This window comes from Auritidibacter sp. NML100628, assembly GCF_003185985.1.
In the GTDB taxonomy this organism is placed as follows: domain Bacteria; phylum Actinomycetota; class Actinomycetes; order Actinomycetales; family Micrococcaceae; genus Auritidibacter; species Auritidibacter ignavus.
In genome coordinates, this window is sequence record NZ_QHLP01000001.1 from 68,679 (window position 1) to 90,655 (window position 21,977).

Genomic DNA, 21,977 nt, shown 5'->3' on the forward strand with positions numbered 1-21,977 from the left:
CACTGCGTTAGTCCCCGACCGGGGCCCAAGCGCACCCAAGGTTATCTCGATCTCCTTTGATGATGACGCTTACCCATCCCGGCCATAACTTGTCATGCGGTGTGTTTGGCTCGTAGGAACCCAGCACCATCACCTCCCCGGTTTCTTCTGGGAACTCGTTCAGTGTGGGGTCGCGCTCGGAGAGGGGCGCGCTCATGTCGTCCGGGACGAGGTAGGTATGGTGAGTCGAGACCGGATATCCTTCCTCGCCACGGGGAGCGTGACAGACTCCACCAAATGCGGGATAAGGGTCAGTCCGGACAGGCCACCACTCGTGGAGTCCTTCCACATATTCGGCACGAACAACACGGGTTTGCTCCCCCGATCCCGGATCAGAGCGCGGCGCGTCATCGCCTGGTTCCCGCAAAAATTCGTGAACTTCTAAACCCCCATTGACAGGTGTTACGGAATCGACTGCATCCCCGCAACTTGCTGTCCGGGCAAAGGGCATCGGAGACTGCTCAGGTCCGTCTTCCGTGGCAATCCACATGTACCACCGAGCGTCGTAACCGTTGCCTTGATAACGCTCAATTTCCACGCCCGCATCCACGATACCGTTCCCGTTGAGGTCTTCACGGATCACTTCACCGAGTTCATAAGAATAGGGTAGGTGAGATAGTTCCTGCTCGGCCTCGGTCAGCTTAGCCTCGTTAAGGGTCAACTCCGTCGTGTCTGCTCCAGGCACATAGCCGGAAAAGTGAAAACTCATCGAGGTGAAATCGGTATCTTCCAAACCCTCAATTTTTGCTTCGGTCTGCTCCTCAGATTCCTCGTTCTAAGGCGTGGACGAGGCGGAGGAAGACTCAGGGGAACCCGCGCCCCCGCAGGCAGTCAGCATCAAAGCAAGGACGATACTGCCGATAAAGTACGTCGTGATGTTGCGATTTCTCGGTGAGCGCATGAGATACATAACACTCAGCCTACCTGCCGACCCGCCCCTCGTGTACTGTTCCCACGACCAGCCAGTGATCTCGAATCCCATCATCGGGCCACGTCACTTCACCCGCAGTAACCTTGGAGTAACTATTGGTCTGAGCTAGCTGAAGCCGTGTCCGTGGCGGGACGGACGCGGAGAAAATTCAGTTGACTGGTTTCAGCATCAGCTCCACGATAAACCCCACAGTTAGTGCGGGGACCGACCTGTTAACGAACCATGAGCAACACGTTCAGTGTTTCGGGACACCGCGAGAAATTCCCGTCTAGCCAAACCGAATACCGATCGGCAAGTCTTCGTAGGCGACCCAGCCACACCCGAGAACCTGTGAACCATCGAAGATGCCCCCGATTGCCCACCATTCACCGTCGATTTTGCGATCACTGCCATCCCCCTCACCGAACGGAAACAATATCGTGAGCTCAGGGTGCGTCTCAGCATTAGTCTCAGCTATCGATGCGCTTTCTTTGTACGGATTTACATGCGCAATATCGACCGGAGCCGTCATTCCTTCGTCTCCCGTCAGAGAACAAATTCCGCCGTACCCGATAACAGGTGCCACTTGTACAGGCCACCACGCGCCTGCTAGATCAAAATAGTCTGCGGCGATAGTGCGAGTTCGTTCGTGCAAGCCATGCTCTGCGCAGGAGACATCGTCTTCCTTAGCGCGTAAGTGCTCATGCACTTCAAGTCCGTCATTCGTAGCAGTCACGGATTCGACCTGATCACCGCAATTTCCGGACCGGGCGAACGGGAGGGGCGACTGTTCCGGACCGTCTTCCGTGGCAATCCACATGTACCACCGACCGTCGTAACTATTGCCCTCATAACGTTCAATTTCCACGGCTGCGTCGACGATGCCGTCCCCATTGAGATCCTGATGAATCACCTCTCCGAGCTCGTAGGTAACTGGAAACTGTGGATCTCCCGCCTCCACCGTGCCATCGACGAATGTCTTCTCTTCTGAGTCATCGGTATCCGAATAACCCACAAATTGGAAACTCATCGAACTAAAGTCGGTATCTTCCAGACTCTCAATTTCCGGCTCGGTTGGCTCGGGCGGTTCCTCACTCGATTCCTCAGTCGAGGGTGTATCCGACGCAGACGAGGAGTCCTCGGCCTCAGTCGGGGATTCCGGGGCGTCTTGCGTATCCGTGCCTGGAATCGAGGAGGTATCAGCTGCCTCGGGATCCCCCGATCCAGCGCAACCAGTCAGCAGGAGTAATAGAGTAGCGAAGCCAGCAAGGTACCTGGTCAGTGATGTGGTGAGTGAGGGTGTGTGATGAGATCCAGTTAACGCCATAACTGAAGTCTACAGGAAGGTTCAACGATCATTCAGGGCCTCGCTTCTTCCATCAACTCGTCTCGTCAACGCGCTTTTAAACGCCGATGGCGCCGACTCCCCGGGGAGTCGGCGCCATCGGTATGAAGGACTTCGCATCGGTCAGCGGAAATCGCCACCCAGACCGTAGTCATCCAAGCTAATCGCGTGGTAGTCGCCACCGATCTGCTCCATACCCGGGTAATCGAAGTCCGGGTAAGCAATCGGAGAGGTGAACAACTTGTTCTTGGCTTCCTCGGTGGGTTCCACGACCACGTTGGAGTACCGATCCAAGCCGGTACCGGCCGGGATCAGCTTACCGATGATCACGTTCTCCTTCAGACCCAGCAACGGATCGGTCTTACCCTCCATAGCGGCCTGTGTTAGAACGCGGGTGGTCTCCTGGAAGGATGCAGCCGACAGCCACGAGTCAGTAGCCAGCGACGCCTTGGTGATACCCATCAGCTCGTCACGGCCTGAGGCCGGACGTTGGCCCTGAGCCACGGCAGCGCGGTTGGCGTTGACGAACTCGGTGCGGTCCGTGAGTTCGCCGGGCAACAAGTCGGTGTCGCCGGACTCGATCACGGTAATGCGACGTAGCATCTGGCGAACAATGACTTCCACGTGCTTGTCGTGGATGCCCACGCCCTGGGACTGGTACACGTTCTGAACTTCCTTAACCAGGAACTTCTGAGCGGCCCGCGGTCCGAGCACACGCAGCACCTGCTTGGGGTCAACCGCACCGGAGACCAGCTGGGTACCAACAGCGACGTGCTCGCCGTCTTCCACCAGCAGGCGGGAGCGACGCAACACCGGGTAGGCGATTTCGTCGGAGCCGTCGTCCGGGGTGAGGATCAGCTGGATCTGACGGTCGTCGTCTTCGATCCGAACGCGACCGGCCACCTCGGAAATCGGGGCCACACCCTTCGGGGTACGGGCCTCGAAGAGCTCCTGAATACGGGGCAGACCCTGGGTAATATCGTCAGCCGATGCCACACCACCGGTGTGGAAGGTCCGCATGGTCAGCTGGGTACCGGGCTCACCAATGGACTGCGCAGCGATAATACCGACAGCTTCACCAATATCGACCAGCTGGCCGGTTGCCATCGAGCGACCGTAGCACTTCGCACAGGTGCCCACCTGGGATTCACAGGTCAGCACGGAGCGGACCTTGATCTCGGTGATGCCGTTGCTGATCAGCTTCCCGATCAGCACGTCGCCGACGTCCGAGCCGGCCTCAGCCAGCACGGTGCCGTCGTCTGTGGTGACGTCGGTGGCCAGGGTGCGTGCGAAGCACGAGGTCTCCACGTTCTCATCCAAGACCAACTCGCCGTCCGCGTTGGCGGTAGCAATGGTTTCGGTCAGACCACGGCGGGTACCACAGTCGTGCTCGCGAATGATGACGTCCTGGGAGACGTCGACCAGACGACGAGTGAGGTAACCGGAGTTTGCGGTCTTCAACGCGGTATCGGCCAGACCCTTACGAGCACCGTGGGTTGCGGAGAAGTATTCCAGCACCGACAGACCCTCACGGTAGGAGGACTTAATCGGACGCGGGATAATCTCACCCTTCGGGTTGGTCACCAGACCACGGATACCAGCGATCTGACGAACCTGTAGCCAGTTACCACGCGCTCCCGAGGTCACCATGCGGTTAATGGTGTTCAGTGGACCCATACCAGCGCGCATGGCCTCGGCGACCTCGTCGGTTGCCCGCGACCAGATGTCGTTGAGTTCACTGCGGCGCTCGTCGTCAGAAATCAGACCGGTGTCGTACTGGCCCTGGACCTTGCTGGCCTGGTCTTCGTACTTGGCCATCACCGCAACCTTGTCGAAGTCCGAGGTGATGTCGGAAATTGCCACAGTCACACCAGACCAGGTACCCCAGTGGAAACCAGCGTTCTTCAGGTTGTCCAGGGTGGTAGCGGTGTCGATCAGCGAGTAGCGCTCAGCCAAATCATTAACCAGTGCGCCCAGGGTACCCTTGGTTTGACGCTCATCAACCCAGGGGTAGTCATCCGGCAGCAGGTCGTTGAACACGACCTTACCCAGCGTAGTTTCGATGGTTGCCGGCTGACCGGGTTCCCAGCCTTCCGGAGCTGATACCGCCTCGGATGGCACGAAGTTCTGCACGGTGATGGTCACCGGTGCATTGAGGTGCAGTTCGTTGTTGTCGAAGGCCATGGTGGCTTCACCCACGTGGGTGAAGTGACGGCCGGCGCCGACCTCGTCCTCACGCACGGTGGTCAGGTGGTTCAGGCCGATAATCATATCCTGCGACGGAACAGCAACCGCGCGGCCGTCCGAGGGCTTGAGGATGTTGTGGCTGGAGAGCATCAGCACCCGAGCCTCGGCCTGAGCCTCAGGGCTCAGCGGCAGGTGCACGGCCATCTGGTCACCATCGAAGTCTGCGTTGAACGCAGCACAGACCAGCGGGTGCAACTGAATGGCCTTACCTTCCACCAGCTGCGGCTCGAAGGCCTGAATACCCAGACGGTGCAGAGTCGGTGCACGGTTGAGCAGTACCGGGTGTTCGGTAATGACTTCTTCCAGCACGTCCCATACCTGGGGGCGGGTGCGCTCTACCATGCGCTTGGCGGATTTGATGTTCTGCGCGTGGTTGAGGTCCACCAGCCGCTTCATGACGAAGGGCTTGAACAGCTCCAGAGCCATCTGCTTGGGCAGACCACACTGGTGCAGGCGCAACTGCGGGCCCACCACAATCACCGAACGGCCGGAGTAGTCAACACGCTTGCCCAACAGGTTCTGACGGAAACGGCCCTGCTTACCCTTGAGCATGTCCGATAGCGACTTCAGCGCACGGTTACCTGGTCCGGTCACCGGACGACCACGACGCCCGTTGTCGAATAGCGAGTCCACGGACTCCTGTAGCATCCTCTTTTCATTGTTCACGATGATCTCGGGAGCACCCAGATCCAGCAGACGCTTCAGACGGTTATTGCGGTTGATCACACGACGGTAGAGGTCGTTGAGGTCCGAGGTGGCAAAACGACCACCATCGAGCTGGACCATCGGGCGCAACTCAGGCGGAATCACGGCCACCGCGTCCAGCACCATACCCTGCGGGGAGTTATTGGTGGTCAAGAAGGCGTTGATGACCTTTAGACGCTTCAGGGCACGAGTCTTGCGCTGGCCCTTACCGTTCTGAATGGTTTCGCGCAATTTTTCGGCTTCTGCCTGTAGGTCGAAGTTCTCCAAACGACGCTGAATCGATTCAGCACCCATGGAACCTTCGAAGTACTCGCCGTACTTGTCACGCATGGAGCGGAACATCGACTCGTTACCGATCAAGTCCGAGACCTTGAGGTTCTTGAAGGTCTCCCAGAGCTCTTCAAGCTTCTTGATCTCGTCGTCGGCGCGCTTACGGATCTGAGCCATGGTCTTCTCAGCAGTGTTGCGTGCCTTGGTGGTAGCTGAGGACTTGGCACCCTCGGATTCCAGCTGGGCCAGCTCATCCTCGAGATCCTTGGCCACTGCGGCGATGTCGGCATCGCGCTGGTCAGCCAGGTGCTTGACCTCTTGGTCGTGTTCCACCTGCAGATTAGGCAGATCCTGGTGACGAAGTTCTTCGTCAACATCGGTGATCATGTAGGCAGCGAAGTAGATGACCTTCTCCAGGTCCTTCGGTGCCAAATCCAGTAGGTAGCCCAGGCGGGAGGGCACACCCTTGAAATACCAGATGTGGGTCACCGGTGCGGCCAGCTCGATGTGGCCCATGCGCTCACGGCGGACCTTGGAGCGGGTGACTTCCACACCACAGCGCTCGCAGATGATGCCCTTATAGCGCACGCGCTTGTACTTACCGCAGTAGCACTCCCAGTCGCGGGTCGGTCCGAAGATGCGCTCACAGAACAGACCATCTTTTTCGGGCTTGAGAGTGCGGTAGTTGATGGTTTCGGGTTTCTTGACCTCACCATAGGACCAATTGCGAATCTGATCCGCAGTGGCTAGCCCAATGCGCATGAGGCCGAACGAGTTTTCAGTGGACATGGTCCGTAGAACTCCTGATGTCTAAAAGGGGATGAAAGCTTTCTGGCGGGCGTGCTGAATCAGACGGTTTAGACTTCCCCGATGGTATCCACAGAGTCGGGCTCTGCGTGGGAGAGATCGATACCGAGTTCTTCAGCGGCCCGGAATGACTCCTCATCCGAGTCCCGCATTTCAATGGCCTGGCCTTCAGAGGACAAGACCTCAACGTTCAGGCACAGTGACTGCATTTCCTTGACCAGCACACGGAACGATTCCGGAACGCCGGGCTCTGGAATGTTTTCACCCTTGACGATGGCCTCGTAGACCTTCACACGACCGTGCACGTCATCGGACTTGTGGGTGAGCAACTCCTGCAGCGTGTAGGCAGCACCGTAGGCCTCCAGCGCCCACACTTCCATTTCACCGAAGCGCTGACCACCGAACTGCGCCTTACCGCCCAGCGGCTGCTGGGTAATCATCGAGTACGGGCCCGTGGACCGGGCGTGAATCTTGTCGTCCACCAGGTGGTGCAACTTCAGCATGTACATATAGCCGACCGAGATGGGGTCCGGGAAGGGTTCACCGGAACGACCATCGAACAGCTGCGCCTTGCCGTTTTCACCCATCAGGCGTTCACCGTCGCGTGAAGGATTCACCGACTGTAGCAGTCCCTGAATCTCTTCGGCTTCAGCACCGTCGAAGACCGGGGTAGCCACGTTCAGTGGTCCGGTCTCACGTGGCAGGTTGGGCAGGTTGCGCAACCACTCGGGCTCGCCTTCGATCTTCCAGCCGTTGGCCGCAATCCAGCCCAGGTGTAGTTCCATCACCTGGCCGAGGTTCATACGACCCGGAACACCTAGCGGGTTCAGAATGATATCGACCGGAGTACCGTCGGCCAAGAACGGCATATCTTCCACGGGAAGGATCTTGGAGATCACACCCTTGTTACCGTGACGACCAGCCATCTTGTCACCATCGGTGATCTTACGCTTCTGAGCCACGTAGACACGGACCAGCTGGTTGACACCAACCGGCAGATCATCGTCGTCTTCGCGGTCCAGGATGCGGATACCGATCACGGTTCCGGATTCACCGTGCGGAACCTTCTTAGAGGTGTCACGAACTTCCTTGGACTTCTCGCCGAAGATGGCGCGCAACAGGCGCTCTTCGGGGGTCAGCTCGGTTTCACCCTTCGGAGTGACGCGACCGACCAGGATGTCCCCGGCCTCGACCTCGGCACCGATGTGGATGATGCCACGCTCGTCAAGCTGTGACAGCACTTCCTCGGAGACGTTGGGGATGTCGCGGGTGATCTCTTCAGCGCCCAGCTTGGTGTCACGGGCATCGATTTCGTACTCCTCAATGTGGATCGAGGTCAGCACGTCATCGGAAACCATGCGCTGGGAGAGGATGATCGCATCCTCGTAGTTGAGGCCTTCCCACGGCATGAATGCCACGAGCAGGTTCTTCCCCAGGGCCAGCTCACCGTTATCGGTGGCGGGCCCATCAGCGATGACCGACATAGTCTCCACCCGATCACCTTCGGCCACGCGCACCTGCTGGTTGTAGGCGTTGCCCTGGTTGGAGCGAGCGAACTTCTGGATCTTGTAATGGGTGGTAGTGCCATCGTCGTTCATCACGGTCACCATGTCGGCGGAAGCCTCGGTGACAACACCGGGTTTGGTGGCGGTCACGGAGTCGCCAGCGTCCAGCGCGACGTACTTCTCCATACCCGTACCCACCAACGGCGCTTCAGACTTCAACAGTGGCACCGCCTGACGCTGCATGTTCGCACCCATCAGCGCGCGGTTAGCATCGTCGTGCTCCAAGAACGGGATCAGGGCGGTGGCTGCCGAGACCATCTGACGTGGGGAGACGTCCATGTAGTCAATATCGGACGGTTCAGCCAGTACCGGTTCACCGTCACCACCGCGCTGACGACACAAGACCTGTTCTTCAGCGAAAGAGCTATCCTCGTTCAGCACCGCGTTAGCCTGGGCAATCTGGGCGTCCAGCTCGTCATCAGCGGTGAGGTACTCAACACGGTCAGTGACCTTACCGTCAATGACCTTGCGGTACGGAGTCTCAATGAAACCGAAGGCGTTGATCCGACCGAAGGTTGCCAACGAACCAATCAGCCCAATGTTGGGACCTTCTGGGGTCTCAATCGGGCACATACGACCGTAGTGCGAGGGGTGGACGTCGCGGACTTCCATCCCCGCGCGATCACGAGACAGACCACCTGGGCCCAGGGCGGAGAGACGACGCTTGTGGGTCAGACCGGCCAGTGGGTTGTTCTGGTCCATGAACTGCGAAAGCTGGGAGGTTCCGAAGAACTCCTTGATGGAAGCAACCACCGGACGGATGTTAATCAAAGTCTGAGGGGTAATAGCCTCAACGTCCTGGGTGGTCATCCGCTCGCGCACCACGCGCTCCATACGAGCCAGACCGGTGCGGATCTGGTCTTCAATCAACTCGCCGACGGCGCGAATGCGACGGTTACCGAAGTGGTCGATATCGTCCATCTCGACGCGAATATCGACCTCTTCACCGTTGTGTTGACCCTTGATGGTCTTCTCGCCAGCGTGCAGAGCACAGATGAAGTGAATCATCTGCGCCACATCCTGCTCCGTCAACACGCTCGATGCGGGGTCGGACAACGGAGCGTCGACGCCGAGCTTGCGGTTGAGCTTATACCGACCCACTTTAGCCAGATCGTAGCGTTTCTCAGTGAAGTACAGGTTAGCCAGCAGAGTTTGGGCTGGATCCACAGCTGCCGGTTCACCTGGACGCAACTTGCGGTAAATGTCCAGCAGGGCTGCCTTCTGGTCTTCGGTTTGGTCCTTTTCCAGGGTCAACCGCATGGAGTCATATTGACCGAATTCTTCGAGAATCCGGGACTCCGACCAGCCCAGGGCCTTGAGCAACACAGTCACCGGTTGCTTGCGCTTACGATCCAGGCGCACCGAGACCTGGTCGCGACGGTCAATCTCCAGCTCAAACCAGGCACCACGGGACGGGATAATCCGGGCCGAGTAGACGTCCTTATCGGTGGTCTTGTCAGGGTGGCGTTCGAAATAGGCACCCGGGGAACGCACCAGCTGGGAAACCACAACACGTTCAGTGCCGTTGATGATGAAGGTGCCTTCTTCAGTCATCAACGGGAAGTCACCCATGAACACCGTCTGTTGCTTAATTTCACCGGTGTTGTAGTTCATAAACTCCGCCTTGACGTACAGCGGAGCAGCGTAAGAGGAGTCTTTCTCCTTCGCTTCATTTTCGGTGACCTTAGGGTCAGAGAATTCCGGATCAGTGAACGACAGCGACATCGTTCCCTGGAAATCCTCAATGGGTGAGATTTCCTCGAAAATATCGGAGAGCCCGGATGTGGTAGCTACCGAATCATCACCGATTTCCTGGGCATGCGCAACACGCTGTTTCCACCGTTCGTTACCGACCAAGCGGTCGAAAGATTCGGTCTGGAGTGCTAACAGGTCGGGCACGTCCAGAGGTTCGGCAATCTTCGCGAAAGAAACTCGGCCTGCAGAGGCGGCGTGGCGAGGATTGGTAGCGGCTGAATTATTTGAGGTGCTCGAAGCGACCAAAAGAGTGATCCTTTCACAGACCTTCTGTGTACAGTTCTGACTTCCCTACACACCGTGTCACATCCGGTGCGACACGCGAGGTTGGCCGACCCACCGCTATATGAAGGTCAAGACCGTATACCGTATATTTATCGTGGCGTGCCAGAAGGGGCTCATGGCACGACACATGGAAGATAGGGATACGCAAAAGAACAGCTTATCACATTTCTATCCTGACCCCAAGCCCCTGCTGAGACACTTGTGGCCCCACGCCATCCATGGTGCGGGGCCACAAGCAGTTCAGTCGATGCTAAGCAGCTGATGCCACTGGCATTACTTCAGGGTGACGGTAGCGCCAGCACCTTCCAGCTGCTCCTTAGCCTTCTCGGCAGCTTCCTTGTCCACGCCTTCCAGCACCGGCTTCGGAGCACCATCGACCAGTTCCTTGGCGTCCTTCAGACCCAGCGAGGTCAGTGCGCGAACTTCCTTAATCACGCCGATCTTCTTGTCGCCAGCAGCTTCCAGGATAACGTCGAACTCGGACTGCTCGTCAGCAGCGTCACCGTCACCGTCGTCACCAGCAGCCGGAGCAGCAGCAGCGGCAACCGGAGCAGCAGCGGTCACGTCGAATTCTTCCTCGAATGCCTTGATGAAGTCAGACAGTTCGACCAGGGTCAGCTCTTTGAAAGTGTCCAGCAGTTCTTCAGTGGATAGCTTAGCCATGAGTGTGGCTCCTTTACGTAGTGGGTTCTCAGGTTCAAGAACTCAGATGTGAAGTTTTTGGTGTGATCAGTTGACCACGTAGTCCATCGCCTCGACGATGGGGTTAGGCGGCGTCTTCCTGCTTGGCACGCAGTGCCTCGGTCGTACGCACGGCCTTCGACAGCGGGGACTGGAACAGCGCGGCGGCCTTGGACATACCACCCTTCATTGCTCCTGCCAGCTTCGACAGCAACACCTCGCGAGATTCCAGATCCGCAAGCTTCTTAACACCCTCAACATCGAGTGCGGCACCTTCCATGTAGCCGCCCTTGATGACCAGGGCCTCATTGTCCTTGGCAAAGTCACGCATAGCCTTTGCTGCTTCAACCGGCTCACCTTCGATGAAAGCGATAGCAGTCGGACCGTTGAGTAGTCCCTCGAAGGCATCTACTCCGGCTTCTTTGGCAGCAATGTCAGCAAGCGTATTCTTCACCACGGCGTAGTGGGTGTTCTCACCGAGAGAGCGGCGCAAGGTCCTGAGCTGCTCCACGGTCAGACCACGGTACTCTGTGAGCACAGCAGCATCCGAGTTGCGGAAACGCTCCACCAACTCAGCCACTGCGGCCTCTTTTTCAGCAGTCGCCATGGCACTCCTTCCGATTGCTTCAGCCGGTACCTAACGGCTTCGACACAAAAAAACGCCCCGTGCAGGCGTGCACAGGGCGCAGCAATATTGAAGATTGTGATCAGCAGTCTTCAACTGGCTTGACGTTCACACCTGCGCTGGTCGCTTTTGTGTCAAAAGCTTTATAGTCATTCCGTCGCGGCGCTCATGTTGTCAGATGGGCACCAGAATTAACGACCGGCGGTCTTTGGTGGTTAATAAGCTACCCTACCGATTCCCGCAACACCAAATCCACGCTTGGAATGAGAGCGAGATCATCAGCGGACGTGTTTGCTAGCGGGCTGAGAGTGTTGCTGGGGTTGGCCCGGTCGCTGAGACCTCCGGCGAGTTTTGATCTCATAGGCGACGAGCAACAGCACGAGCCACAGTGGTCCGACAAAGACCGCGGTACGGTACTGTTGCGACCATCCCATGATCACGACCAGGAGGGCGAAAAACACCAACACAATCCAAAACACCACCGAGGCTGCGGGAAGTTTGAAGTGAAGCTTTTCGCGTTCCTCTTGGCTGAGCTGGGCACGGAATTTGCGGTGGGTGATCATGACCATAGTCCAGTTGATCAGCGCAGCCGCCAACGCCACGGACATCAGGTATCGAAAGGCGAAATCGGGCCAGAGCATCACCACCACCACGGCGATGACGGTCACCGCCGAGGAGACGAGCACACCCCAGTACGGCACGCCACGTCCGGAGACCTTGGTGAGAAACGAGGGAGCGTTTCCTTGCAGTGCCAGCGAGTACAGCATCCGAGCGTTGGAAAAAAGTCCGGAGTTATAAACGGAAATGACCGCGGTGAGCATGACCAAGTTCAGGATGTGGGCAGCTCCGGTAATGCCGACGGCATCAAAAATTTGCACGAAAGGACTGGAATGCCCGTCGATCTGGTGCCAGGGCACCACGGACATGATGACAGCCAGAGCCAAGATATAGAACAGCAGGATGCGCAGGATGACTTGGTTGATGGCTCGGGGGATGGATTGCTGCGGACGGTCAGCTTCCCCGGCAGCCACCGCCACCAGTTCGGTGCCGCCGAAGGAAAACATCACGACGGCCATGGCCGCGATGATGCCGGTCAGTCCCATGGGCATAAATCCGCCGTGGTCCCACAAGTGGCTAAAGCTGGGGTCTGGCAGTTCGGGATTGGAATTGACGCCCAGGATAACCACCACGGTGCCGAGCACGATCATGGCGATGACTGCCACAACTTTCACCACGGCGAACCAGAATTCGAATTCGCCGAAGGTTTTGACACCGACCAGGTTGATGAAGGTGATCAGCACTAAAAAGAAGGCTGCTGAGATCCAGGGTGGTACCTCGGGGAGCCAGTAGTTGACGAAGGATCCGACCACCGCCAGCTCGACCATGGCTACCGCAATGTAGTTGAACCAGTAGTTCCACCCGGAGACGAAGCCAGCCCGCCGACTCCAATATTTGTGGGCATAGTGGGTAAATGCTCCGGCCACGGGCTCGTGGACGGACATCTCCCCCAAAGCACGCACCACCCAGAAGATGATGAGGCCACCGATGAGATAGGCGATGAGAATGGCGGGCCCGGCCAGACTGATGGAATCGGCAGAACCATAGAACAGCCCCGTACCAATAGCGCCGCCCAGAGCAATCATCTGAATGTGCCGATTCTTCAAGTCTCGTTTCAGACGCTGGTCGTGTTGAGCGACATCGTATGCCACAGCGGTGCTTCTTTTCTGTCGTGAGGTGGATACAGGGCGACAAAGCGTAGACGTACCTCGCAAAGGTCTAGGTCATCCGCTCTGCAGATCAGAGTACCCTCGATCCGTGGTGTTGTGAACGCAAAATGTCAGGCGTGTTAACAACGATGTGGCTCCCTGGGGGTCTGTTGTGGGAGCGGGAGACTCTGAAAACTACTGTGGCCTTCACCGAGACAAGCGGTGAAGGCCACAGCTAACGGGCTACCGGAGGGCTTTAGGCCTGTTCAGTAACAACCCGAGTGACGTTAGGATCCACGGAGATGCCGGGGCTCTGCGTCGATGCCACGGTAACGCTGGAAATGTAGCGTCCCTTAGCGGAAGAGGGCTTGAGCCGGATAATCTCCTCCAGTGCCGCGGCGTAGTTCTGAGCCAGCTTCTCAGCATCGAAGCTGGTCTTACCGATGATGAAGTGCAGGTTGGAATGACGGTCGACGCGGAAGTCGATCTTACCGCCCTTAATATCTTCAACCGCCTTGGCAACGTTCGGGGTCACGGTTCCGGTCTTGGGGTTCGGCATCAGGTTACGGGGACCCAGGATCTTACCCAGGCGACCGACCTTACCCATCATGTCCGGGGAGGCCACGGCGGCGTCAAAATCAGTCCAACCGCCCTGGATTTTTTCGACCAGATCATCGGAACCGACGTAGTCGGCACCGGCTGCTTCGGCAGCGGCGGCGTTGTCACCGGTGGCGAAGACGACGACGGTCGCCGTCTTACCGGTACCGTTGGGAAGGTTCACGGTGCCGCGAACCATCTGGTCAGCCTTGCGGGGATCCACTGACAGCCGCATCGCCACATCCACGGTGGCGTTTTTCTCAGCGGGGGTAATGTCCTTGAGAAGCTTGATTGCTTCAAAGGGGCTGTACTGACGGTCTTCAATTTTGGCCGCGGCTGCCTGGTATGCTTTGCTGCGCTTTGCCATCTGCTAAATCTCCTTATGCAGTCGTGGTGTAACGGGCCGCGCTCGACCCATGCCACTGAAATGTTTTAGGTGTTGTTGACGGGCAACAACGACGATCCGTATGGACCTGGTTAGTCTTCGACAGTGATACCCATCGACCGTGCAGTGCCGGCGATGATCTTGGTAGCGGCTTCAATGTCGTTAGCGTTCAGGTCAGCCATCTTGCTCTGAGCAATCTCAGCCAGCTGATCCTTGGTGACCTTACCGACCTTATCGGTGTGCGGAGTCGAAGATCCCTTGTTCACACCGGCTGCCTTTTTGATCAGCTGCGCTGCCGGAGGGGTCTTGGTAATGAAATCGAAGGAACGGTCTTCGTAAACGGTGATTTCCACCGGGATGATGTTTCCACGCTGGGACTCTGTGGCGGCGTTATAGGCCTTACAGAACTCCATGATGTTCACACCATGCTGACCAAGCGCCGGACCAACCGGAGGTGCCGGATTTGCAGCACCAGCTTCAATCTGCAACTTGATCAGACCAGCGACCTTTTTCTTGGGGGCCATATTCGGGTCCTTTTCTATCGTCGTTCTTCGGTCACAGGAGCGTGATCGAAGGGGTGATCACCGTGGCGCGGTGATCGAGGTCGTGGCGCCCGGCCAAAGCAACCGGGACCACGAAGTCTTTTCTACACTTTGGTCACTTCACTGAAGGACAGGGTCACCGGCGTCTCGCGTTCGAAGATGGATACCAGCACCACCAGTTGCTGGGAGTCAACTTTGACTTCCGATATGGTAGCCGGCAACGACTCGAACGGCCCTTCCTTGACGGTAACGGATTCGCCGACTTCGAAGTCGACGGTGACTTCCGGAGCCACTTCTTGGACGGCTTCCTTGGGTGCAGGTTTGCCTTCGTCCTGGGCCTTCTTCGCGGCTTCCTGCAGAATCGAAGGGGCCAACATATCGTAGACCTCGTCTAGGCTCAGTGGCTCAGGCTCGTAGGCGTCGGCGCCGACAAATCCGGTCACGCCAGGGGTGTGGCGCACCACGCCCCAATTTTCTTCAGTAAAGTCCATACGCACCAGTGCGTAGCCGGGAATCCGAACACGGTTGACAACCTTGCGGTTGGAGTTCTTAATCTCCACGGCTTCTTCCATGGGAACTTCGATCTCGTAGATCTCGTCAGCGTCCATGGTCTGAATGCGCGTTTCCAGGTTGGTCTTGACACGACGTTCGTAGCCGGCGTAAGTGTGCACCACGTACCACTCACCGGGCTGGCGACGAAGCTTCGCGCGTAGTTCTTCGCCGATCTTCTCCAGATCGGTTTCGCCACCGTCGTTGTCGGTCTCGGCCTTATCAGCCTGGTCAGCTTCCTCTGCGCTTGTTACGGCGTCATTGTCGCCAGATTCTTCAGGAGTGGATTCTGCAGACGCTTGGGCCTCAGCGACGTCGTTGGCCTCAGGGTTTGCCACGGCATCCTGGTCTGCAACGGTGTCATCGGAGGCCACAACCGACTCATCGATGGACTGTTGCTCGCGTTCTTGCTCGGACACGTGATTCCTGCTTTCCTCGGTAACTTGCTGGTCTGATGGCCGTGACAGTTGCCGGCCTGAGGCTCTTAGACAGTTTCTTGACCGCCGAAGAGGAACGACGCTCCCTGCCCAAAGAGCCAGTCCAACACAAATACCACGGCGATCACGATGATCACGAAGACCAGAACAACGCCGGTCATTTTCAGCAGTTCTTCGCGGGTCGGGGTGACGACCTTACGGATCTCATCAACGACCTGACGCAGAAACAACATGATGCGGCTGAAGAAACCACGCCGTTCGGAGCGGCTCTGGCCACCGTCCTGAGTTTCGTGCGTTGATTGTTCGGCCACGGATCCTCGCTCGGTCATCAATAAGGGTGATCTGCTGTACGCTGGCGGATATTCCGGCAACTTACTGCGCAGGGCAGACAGGACTCGAACCTGCAACCTACGGTTTTGGAGACCGTTGCGCTACCAATTGCGCCACTGCCCTCGGTGTTCGGGGGGGGATTTCACGCACCACAACAAATGGTGAGTGGACACCGAATGACTAGTCTACGATGTTGTCCGCTCATCACCAAATTGAACACGGAAGTTGCACGAAGTCGCCTATCGCCCCGGTATCTGTCAGACGGTTTCAAGTATTGTAAAGAGTGGCTGGTGTCCCCGCCCTCGGTCGGTGATGGCTCAGAAGAAAACGGGTACGAGTATCCTCGCCTGCCTCGCCGACGGTAGCCGGTGTCACTCAGCGTGTGAAGGCAGAACAATATGTCGAAGGGACCTACATCATGGTTGAACCCGCCCGCCGCGTTTCCGCTCGGTTAAATGCCATCACCGAGTCCGCCACTCTGGCGGTGACCGCGAAAGCCAAAGAGCTCAAGGCCGCTGGTCGCGAGGTGATTGGATTTGGCGCTGGAGAACCAGATTTTCCCACTCCTGACTACATCGTTCGCGCCGCGGAGGAAGCTACCACCGATCCGGTCAACCATCGCTACTCCCCTGCCGGTGGGTTGCCCGAGCTCAAAGAAGCCATTATTAACAAGACACAACGCGATTCGAAGCTGAGCTACCAGTCGCAGGAGGTGTTGGTCACCAATGGGGCTAAGCAAGCGGTGTACAACACCTTCGCTGCTCTGCTGGACCCAGCCGATGAGGTGCTGGTGCCTGCACCTTATTGGACGACCTATCCCGAATCAATCAAGTTGGCCGGTGGAGTCCCTGTCGATGTGTTTGCCGGCCCGGAGGCCGATTACTTGGTCACCGTCGACCAGCTCGAGGCTGCTCGCACCGAACAAACCAAAGTGGTGCTCTTCGTCTCACCGTCGAACCCCACCGGAGCCGTGTACTCGCGCGAACAGACCCGTGCCATTGGCGAGTGGGCCCTGGAACACGGTTTGTGGGTGGTTACCGACGAGATCTACGAGCACCTGCTCTACGATGGGGCCGAAGCACAGTCCATAGTTTCGGTCGTCCCCGAGCTCAAGGACCAGACCATCATCCTCAATGGTGTGGCCAAAACCTACGCGATGACCGGGTGGCGTGTTGGTTGGATGCTGGGCCCGGTCGACGTCATCAAGGCAGCCACCAACCTGCAATCTCATGCCACCTCGAACGTCGCTAATGTTTCTCAGCGGGCTGCCATTGCCGCATTGAATGGTTCGTTGGAGGCCGTCGAAGAGATGCGCCAGGCCTTCGATCGTCGTCGACAAAAGATCGTACAGATGCTCAACGAGGTGCCCGGATTCTCCTGCCCGACACCGCGTGGCGCGTTCTACGTCTACGTCGATGTCCGCGACGCACTGGGCCGGAAGATCAACGGCCGTGTCGCCGAAACGTCACAGGATTTGGCCACCATCATCCTTGAGGAGGCCGAGGTCGCGGTGGTTCCCGGTGAAGCGTTCGGTCCCTCCGGGTTTTTGCGACTGTCTTATGCACTGTCGGACGAGGACCTCGAAGAAGGCATCTCTCGCCTTCTGCGTTTGTTCTCCTAAGACCGCCCACGACCGATAGTCGCACCGGAGAAAAACCACTAGCCTGGAAAGTATCTGGGATAACCCATCAGGGTTGTACCCGGGATTTCTGAGCGGTTTTCTTTACTGTTTTGACGAAAGGATACCCCTGGTGCGCATCGGAATCTTAACCTCTGGCGGAGATTGTCCCGGGCTCAACGCCGTGATCCGGTCAGCGGTGTTGCACGGCATCAAGTCTTTCGACGACGAGCTAGTGGGCATTCGCAACGGCTGGGCCGGACTTATTGACAAAGACTATTTCGAGCTCCCCCGCCAGGTGGTTCGGGGCTTGGCACGCACCGGAGGCACCATTCTTGGTACCTCCCGCACCCACCCGTATAACGCCGAAGGCGGTGGGCCGAAGAATATCAAGCGCAATATGGAAGAAATGGCCCTCGACGCGCTGATCGTCATCGGCGGAGAAGGCACCCTCGCCGGGGCGCAACGACTCTACCAGGACGGGATCAACCTGGTAGGAGTGCCGAAAACCATCGATAACGACCTGCGTGGCACCGACTACACATTCGGGTTCGACACGGCACTGTCGATTGCTACCGATGCGATGGACCGGTTACGCACCACCGGTGAGTCGCACCACCGGTGCATGGTCGCTGAGGTGATGGGACGTCACGTTGGCTGGATCGCATTGCACTCAGGCCTCTCCGCCGGCGCCCACGCAATCTTAATCCCAGAATTCCCAACCCCGATGGAGCAAGTCAGCGAATGGGTCACACAGGTGCACGAACGCGGTCGGTCGCCACTTGTTGTCGTGGCTGAGGGGTTCATCCCTGAAGGCCACACCGATCCAGTGGCAGAAGCCGGGGTGGAAGCATCCGGCCGCCCGCGACTGGGTGGAATTGGAGAGTGGGTCACCCACCAGATCGAGGATCTAACCGGCATCGAGACCCGCAACACCGTTTTGGGACACATTCAACGTGGCGGGGCACCCACCGGATATGATCGGGTGCTCTCAACCCGATTCGGCATGGCCGCCATCGATCTGATCCATCGCGGACACTACGGTCGCATGGTGTCTTTGGCCGGTACTGAGATCGTCGACGTTGACTTGGACCAAGCTCTGGCCGGTCTGAAAGAAGTCCCCCAGCAACGCTACGACGAGGCGAAGGTTCTTTTTGGTCGATAATCCACGCATGAACCCGACCGATCCCTCGGATCAGCACAAACGTGTGATCCTGTTAGCCTGGGCCACCTCCATGGGGGCGGACCCCCAGGAGGTGCTAACCGCCGCGGACCAGCCCGGCTCCGGACCCCACCGTTTTCCCGTGCTCTCCGACCACGCCGATTCGAAGATCGCCAGCGTGATTCGGATTTACAACATCACGTTCATCTACGGTCCGTCCTGGTTTCTACAGGCCGCCAATGAGATTGATGACGAAATTCTCGCCCTGGAATCCACACTCATTCGTCTCGGCGCCTCGCACGGGGCACGCTCGCTGGGAGAAACCACGCTGTACTATGCCGAGGACCTCCCCGAGATCAAGGGGTCGGATGCGGTAGCGATCAGTGAGGACCGCGAATTTATCACTGAGTTAGAAGCCAGGTGTCCTTCCGACGATGTGGGGGCAGCCGCACTGTCGCAAACCGCGCAAACCTTTGCGGTGGTCTCCGACCAAGACCCCGGAAATCTGCAGGTGGTCGCCGGTTCCGGTTACGAGGAATGGGCGTCGCTGATCGCGGATCTCACGGTGTTGGTTGACCCGGATTTCCGGGGCCACGGCTTAGGCACCTACGCCGTCGCCGTCGCCGCCGAAGAGGCCTTCATGGCGGGCCTGATCCCCCAGTGGCGGGCTGCCATGGGCCACCGCGCGGCCCAACGGATGGCTGATGCCATGGGCTTCCAACTCAGTGGTTCCCAGACCACCCTTAAAATTGAGGCAACCGAATCCCACGCCGGATAGCCAGTGGGAGGCTGGAGCAACAGAACACGCTAAAGCCCTGGACGGGCGCTACGAGCGTGAGGTGCCGGGGCGTTGACGTCGCAGATCCATCAAACCGGTGGGTCGCCCCACGGTATTGCCGGCATCTGTGGCCACCAGGACTTGTTGCGTCGCTGCCATATAGGTGTAGTCGGGTGCATCCTCGGCACCGTTCGGGGCGTGGTCGTCGGCGTGATCTGCGGGGAGTTGTTCCCGGATGAGCAACTCTGCCTTAGGGTCCACCGCCCGTTTGATGACGGCCAAGGCAATGGGCCCCATTTCGTGGTGATGGCCCACGGAAGTGACCCGCCCCAGCGCGCGAGCTTTGTCGAGCCTGGCGCGGTCGGCACCGGTTTCGCCACCCTCGGGGCGCGAAATGACATCCGCGCCGGGTTCCGGTAGCCCGTGAACCGAGCCGTCGAGAAGAAGTTGCACCAGTCTGCGGGGCGGATGGCCGAGATTATGAACGCGGGCCACGGTTTCCTGCCCCTTATAGCAACCTTTATTCAGGTGCACCGCGGTGCGGAGCAAGTCTAGCTCATGGGGAATGGAACGCTCGTCGGTATCAACCAATTGACGAGGACGGCCCGCGGCGACGCGTAGCGCTTCAGCGCTCATCATGCCCGCCCAACGGTAGCCGTCAGGCAACAACTGCTCATCACGGTTCGAGCCGGCCAGCGCGGAACGGTCCACTAGGTATTCGTACCAGGACCAGCCCACTCCCGGGTGGTCATCAGGGTCCACGTCTGGGGTATAGGCGTATCCGCCCGGACCGACGTGTGGCCAGGGATCCTGCCAGCACGGCGTCTTGTCCCATCCGGAGACTGGGGCGGTCGTTGCCACGACAGCCAGGTCGTCACTACGGTCGGCAATCTCTACCCGGGAGGCAAACTTCATCGCCTCCAGCCATCCGGCCAGGGAGGCGCCCAGCCCAGGTTCTACGGTCATCCAGGTCGTCTCGCCGTCGTCAACCAGGTGTACCTGGAAGTCAACGCGCCCGTGCAGGTCCAGGAATAAGGTCTCAGTGGAGGTTCCCGGTGGCAGGGTCGCCAGATCCTGGGAGCTCAGCACGTGCAATAATTGCAACCGGTCAGCTCCGCTGATGGTCACCACGCCACGGTGACAGAGATCCACCACGGCCCGACCCCGGTCCAGAGCACGTTGTTCGGCAATGGGATGGCCGTAGTGAGCAGCAACGGGCTCATCCACCCCGCCAGCGGCCACGGCGCCGGGCACTGCCGTGGGTGGTAGCAACAGCGGTGACGGATCGGGAACAGTGCGTGTCGTATCGGGTTCAGTCAGCATCGGTGAGATGAGCTTAGGATAGATCGTGTTTTCCCGGGGTATGGACGGTGCCGGGAGCAAGCCGGCCATCGGTGAGGCTCTTCATGCGGTCCAGGCTGGCCGAAGCGTGCGGTTGCGCCGGGGACGATGCGGTCTCTTTCACATCCCAGCGCCAGAACAGCTGGCCGTTGACGAGTCCCAGGATGCGTTCGGCGCTGTGGTACTGGCCCGTCAGCTCCCCGCGCATCACGGTCTCGGCGCGCAGGCTAATTTGCGGGCCACGCACCACGCCGTAATACAGCTCGCTGAGTGATCCCGGGTGCGTGATGGTAGCCGTGATAGGGAATTCGTCCTCCGAGAACCGCAGGGATTCCACATCATCGGCCGACCGGTAGGCCGGCACCACATCGGCGGGTTTCATCCCGGGACCCACATCGGCGTCGTGGCGTTCGCGCGCCAGAGACCAGAAGCCGGTTTCGATCGTCAACGGGCGAATCAAGGTGGCGTCGGCTTCACACAGCCAGGACTCGGCACGATATTCCAGGAAGGGCAACCCGTACTCGGTGAAATCAACCCTCTGGTAAAAGATCTCGTCAGACTCTGTGCCTTGGCCGAGTCGGCCCTGCCCCTCCCAGGAACCGATCAGCCAGCTCAGTGGCGCCAGCTCGGGAACGAGGTCTACCGGCAGTTCCATCACCATAGAAACGAGGTACTCCTACATCATCCTGGGCGCCTGGCCACGGGGCGAGCACCCAGGATCAGATTGCGACGGCTACTTTTGTCCTTTGAACAGCCCAGCTATTACCAGCACGGCGACGGCGGCCATGCTTAGTGCAATCAGGCCCAGCAACACAAGGAAGAAAATTTCAAGTGCGAGAAGATTCATAACCCCTATCCTACTGCACTGACCCGGCTGCGACCGATCCTTACAGGTCGAGGCCCGGGTGTCCGACCACCGGCTTTAGTGACGGCGTTGGATGTGGCGCCCTTCATGATCGGCGTGGAGCCACTGGTCGGCAAATTCTCCGGCGGTGAACGCCTCCAGATCCTCGTTGACAACTTCCAGCAGTTCTTGGTCTCCGCCAGTGTCGACGATGTCCAGGCTCAGTAAGGGCTTTTCGGTCTCACGATCACGGATCACCACCGCGTCGCCGATAACTTCGGAACCTGCTCCAGGACCCGAAAATGCCGCGGTAAGGACTCCCCCGATGAAACGAAACACTCGTTCCACCCGGTCACGACCGGCTGGTTCCAGAGCGACGGTGAAAAATTCGTGTGCCGGGCGTCGGGCTTGCTCGACCGAGAGCTCGCGAGAAAATTCAGTCATGTCACTACCC

At 58.5% G+C, this 21,977-nt stretch carries 17 protein-coding genes and 1 tRNA gene; 3 read left to right on the forward strand and 15 right to left on the reverse strand.

Annotated features, from left to right (window positions below; translation table 11 throughout):
* Positions 1–7: 7 nt before the first annotated feature.
* The 12 genes from DCC24_RS00365 to DCC24_RS00420 form a co-directional block, all read right to left on the reverse strand.
* Positions 8–772, reverse strand: coding sequence for a hypothetical protein (locus DCC24_RS00365; protein WP_110097935.1), 765 nt, complete (start codon positions 770–772; stop codon positions 8–10).
* Between the two features lie 466 nt (positions 773–1,238).
* A complete protein-coding gene (locus DCC24_RS00370) occupies positions 1,239–2,276 on the reverse strand; it encodes a hypothetical protein (RefSeq protein WP_110097936.1) in 1,038 nt (345 codons plus the stop codon).
* Between the two features lie 141 nt (positions 2,277–2,417).
* On the reverse strand, positions 2,418–6,305 hold the full coding sequence (locus DCC24_RS00375; protein ID WP_110097937.1) for a DNA-directed RNA polymerase subunit beta': 3,888 nt from the start codon (positions 6,303–6,305) through the stop codon (positions 2,418–2,420).
* Between the two features lie 68 nt (positions 6,306–6,373).
* On the reverse strand, positions 6,374–9,889 hold the full coding sequence (locus DCC24_RS00380) for a DNA-directed RNA polymerase subunit beta (protein WP_110097938.1): 3,516 nt from the start codon (positions 9,887–9,889) through the stop codon (positions 6,374–6,376).
* 312 nt (positions 9,890–10,201) lie between these two features.
* The gene (gene rplL / locus DCC24_RS00385; protein WP_110097939.1) at positions 10,202–10,591 is read right to left on the reverse strand and encodes a 50S ribosomal protein L7/L12; all 390 of its coding nucleotides are present in this window, start codon (positions 10,589–10,591) and stop codon (positions 10,202–10,204) included.
* Positions 10,592–10,694: 103 nt separating this feature from the next.
* A complete protein-coding gene (gene rplJ / locus DCC24_RS00390; RefSeq protein WP_110097940.1) occupies positions 10,695–11,216 on the reverse strand; it encodes a 50S ribosomal protein L10 in 522 nt (173 codons plus the stop codon).
* A gap of 296 nt (positions 11,217–11,512) precedes the next feature.
* On the reverse strand, positions 11,513–12,943 hold the full coding sequence (locus DCC24_RS00395) for an amino acid permease (RefSeq protein ID WP_233242833.1): 1,431 nt from the start codon (positions 12,941–12,943) through the stop codon (positions 11,513–11,515).
* Between the two features lie 253 nt (positions 12,944–13,196).
* Positions 13,197–13,904, reverse strand: a complete 708-nt coding sequence (gene rplA / locus DCC24_RS00400) for a 50S ribosomal protein L1 (protein ID WP_110097941.1) — start codon at positions 13,902–13,904, stop codon at positions 13,197–13,199.
* A 110-nt stretch (positions 13,905–14,014) separates the two neighbouring features.
* The gene (gene rplK / locus DCC24_RS00405) at positions 14,015–14,446 is read right to left on the reverse strand and encodes a 50S ribosomal protein L11 (RefSeq protein ID WP_110097942.1); all 432 of its coding nucleotides are present in this window, start codon (positions 14,444–14,446) and stop codon (positions 14,015–14,017) included.
* Positions 14,447–14,568: 122 nt separating this feature from the next.
* Positions 14,569–15,432 (reverse strand): transcription termination/antitermination protein NusG, encoded by an 864-nt coding sequence (gene nusG / locus DCC24_RS00410; RefSeq protein ID WP_110097943.1) that lies wholly within the window; start codon positions 15,430–15,432, stop codon positions 14,569–14,571.
* Between the two features lie 65 nt (positions 15,433–15,497).
* The gene (secE, locus tag DCC24_RS00415) at positions 15,498–15,761 is read right to left on the reverse strand and encodes a preprotein translocase subunit SecE (protein WP_233242832.1); all 264 of its coding nucleotides are present in this window, start codon (positions 15,759–15,761) and stop codon (positions 15,498–15,500) included.
* A 69-nt stretch (positions 15,762–15,830) separates the two neighbouring features.
* Positions 15,831–15,903, reverse strand: a tRNA-Trp gene (locus DCC24_RS00420).
* A gap of 295 nt (positions 15,904–16,198) precedes the next feature.
* Between DCC24_RS00420 and DCC24_RS00425 the strand changes: the two genes are divergently transcribed.
* From DCC24_RS00425 to DCC24_RS00435, 3 genes are all read left to right on the forward strand, one after another.
* Positions 16,199–17,401 carry a pyridoxal phosphate-dependent aminotransferase gene (locus DCC24_RS00425; protein ID WP_110098178.1) on the forward strand — a complete coding sequence of 401 codons (1,203 nt, stop codon included), beginning with the start codon at positions 16,199–16,201 and terminating at the stop codon, positions 17,399–17,401.
* Positions 17,402–17,531: 130 nt separating this feature from the next.
* Positions 17,532–18,563 (forward strand): ATP-dependent 6-phosphofructokinase, encoded by a 1,032-nt coding sequence (locus DCC24_RS00430; protein ID WP_110097945.1) that lies wholly within the window; start codon positions 17,532–17,534, stop codon positions 18,561–18,563.
* A gap of 7 nt (positions 18,564–18,570) precedes the next feature.
* Entirely contained in the window at positions 18,571–19,338 is a 768-nt protein-coding gene (locus tag DCC24_RS00435; protein ID WP_110097946.1) for a GNAT family N-acetyltransferase, read from the forward strand.
* Positions 19,339–19,386: 48 nt separating this feature from the next.
* On the opposite strand, the gene DCC24_RS00440 is transcribed toward DCC24_RS00435, so the two are convergent.
* The 3 genes from DCC24_RS00440 to DCC24_RS00450 all read right to left on the reverse strand — a co-directional run bounded on the left by DCC24_RS00440 (position 19,387) and on the right by DCC24_RS00450 (position 21,967).
* Positions 19,387–20,661, reverse strand: a complete 1,275-nt coding sequence (locus DCC24_RS00440) for a folate-binding protein YgfZ (protein WP_110097947.1) — start codon at positions 20,659–20,661, stop codon at positions 19,387–19,389.
* 13 nt (positions 20,662–20,674) lie between these two features.
* Positions 20,675–21,340, reverse strand: a complete 666-nt coding sequence (locus DCC24_RS00445) for an FABP family protein (protein ID WP_110097948.1) — start codon at positions 21,338–21,340, stop codon at positions 20,675–20,677.
* A gap of 261 nt (positions 21,341–21,601) precedes the next feature.
* Positions 21,602–21,967 (reverse strand): hypothetical protein, encoded by a 366-nt coding sequence (locus tag DCC24_RS00450; RefSeq protein ID WP_110097949.1) that lies wholly within the window; start codon positions 21,965–21,967, stop codon positions 21,602–21,604.
* Positions 21,968–21,977 lie beyond the last annotated feature (10 nt).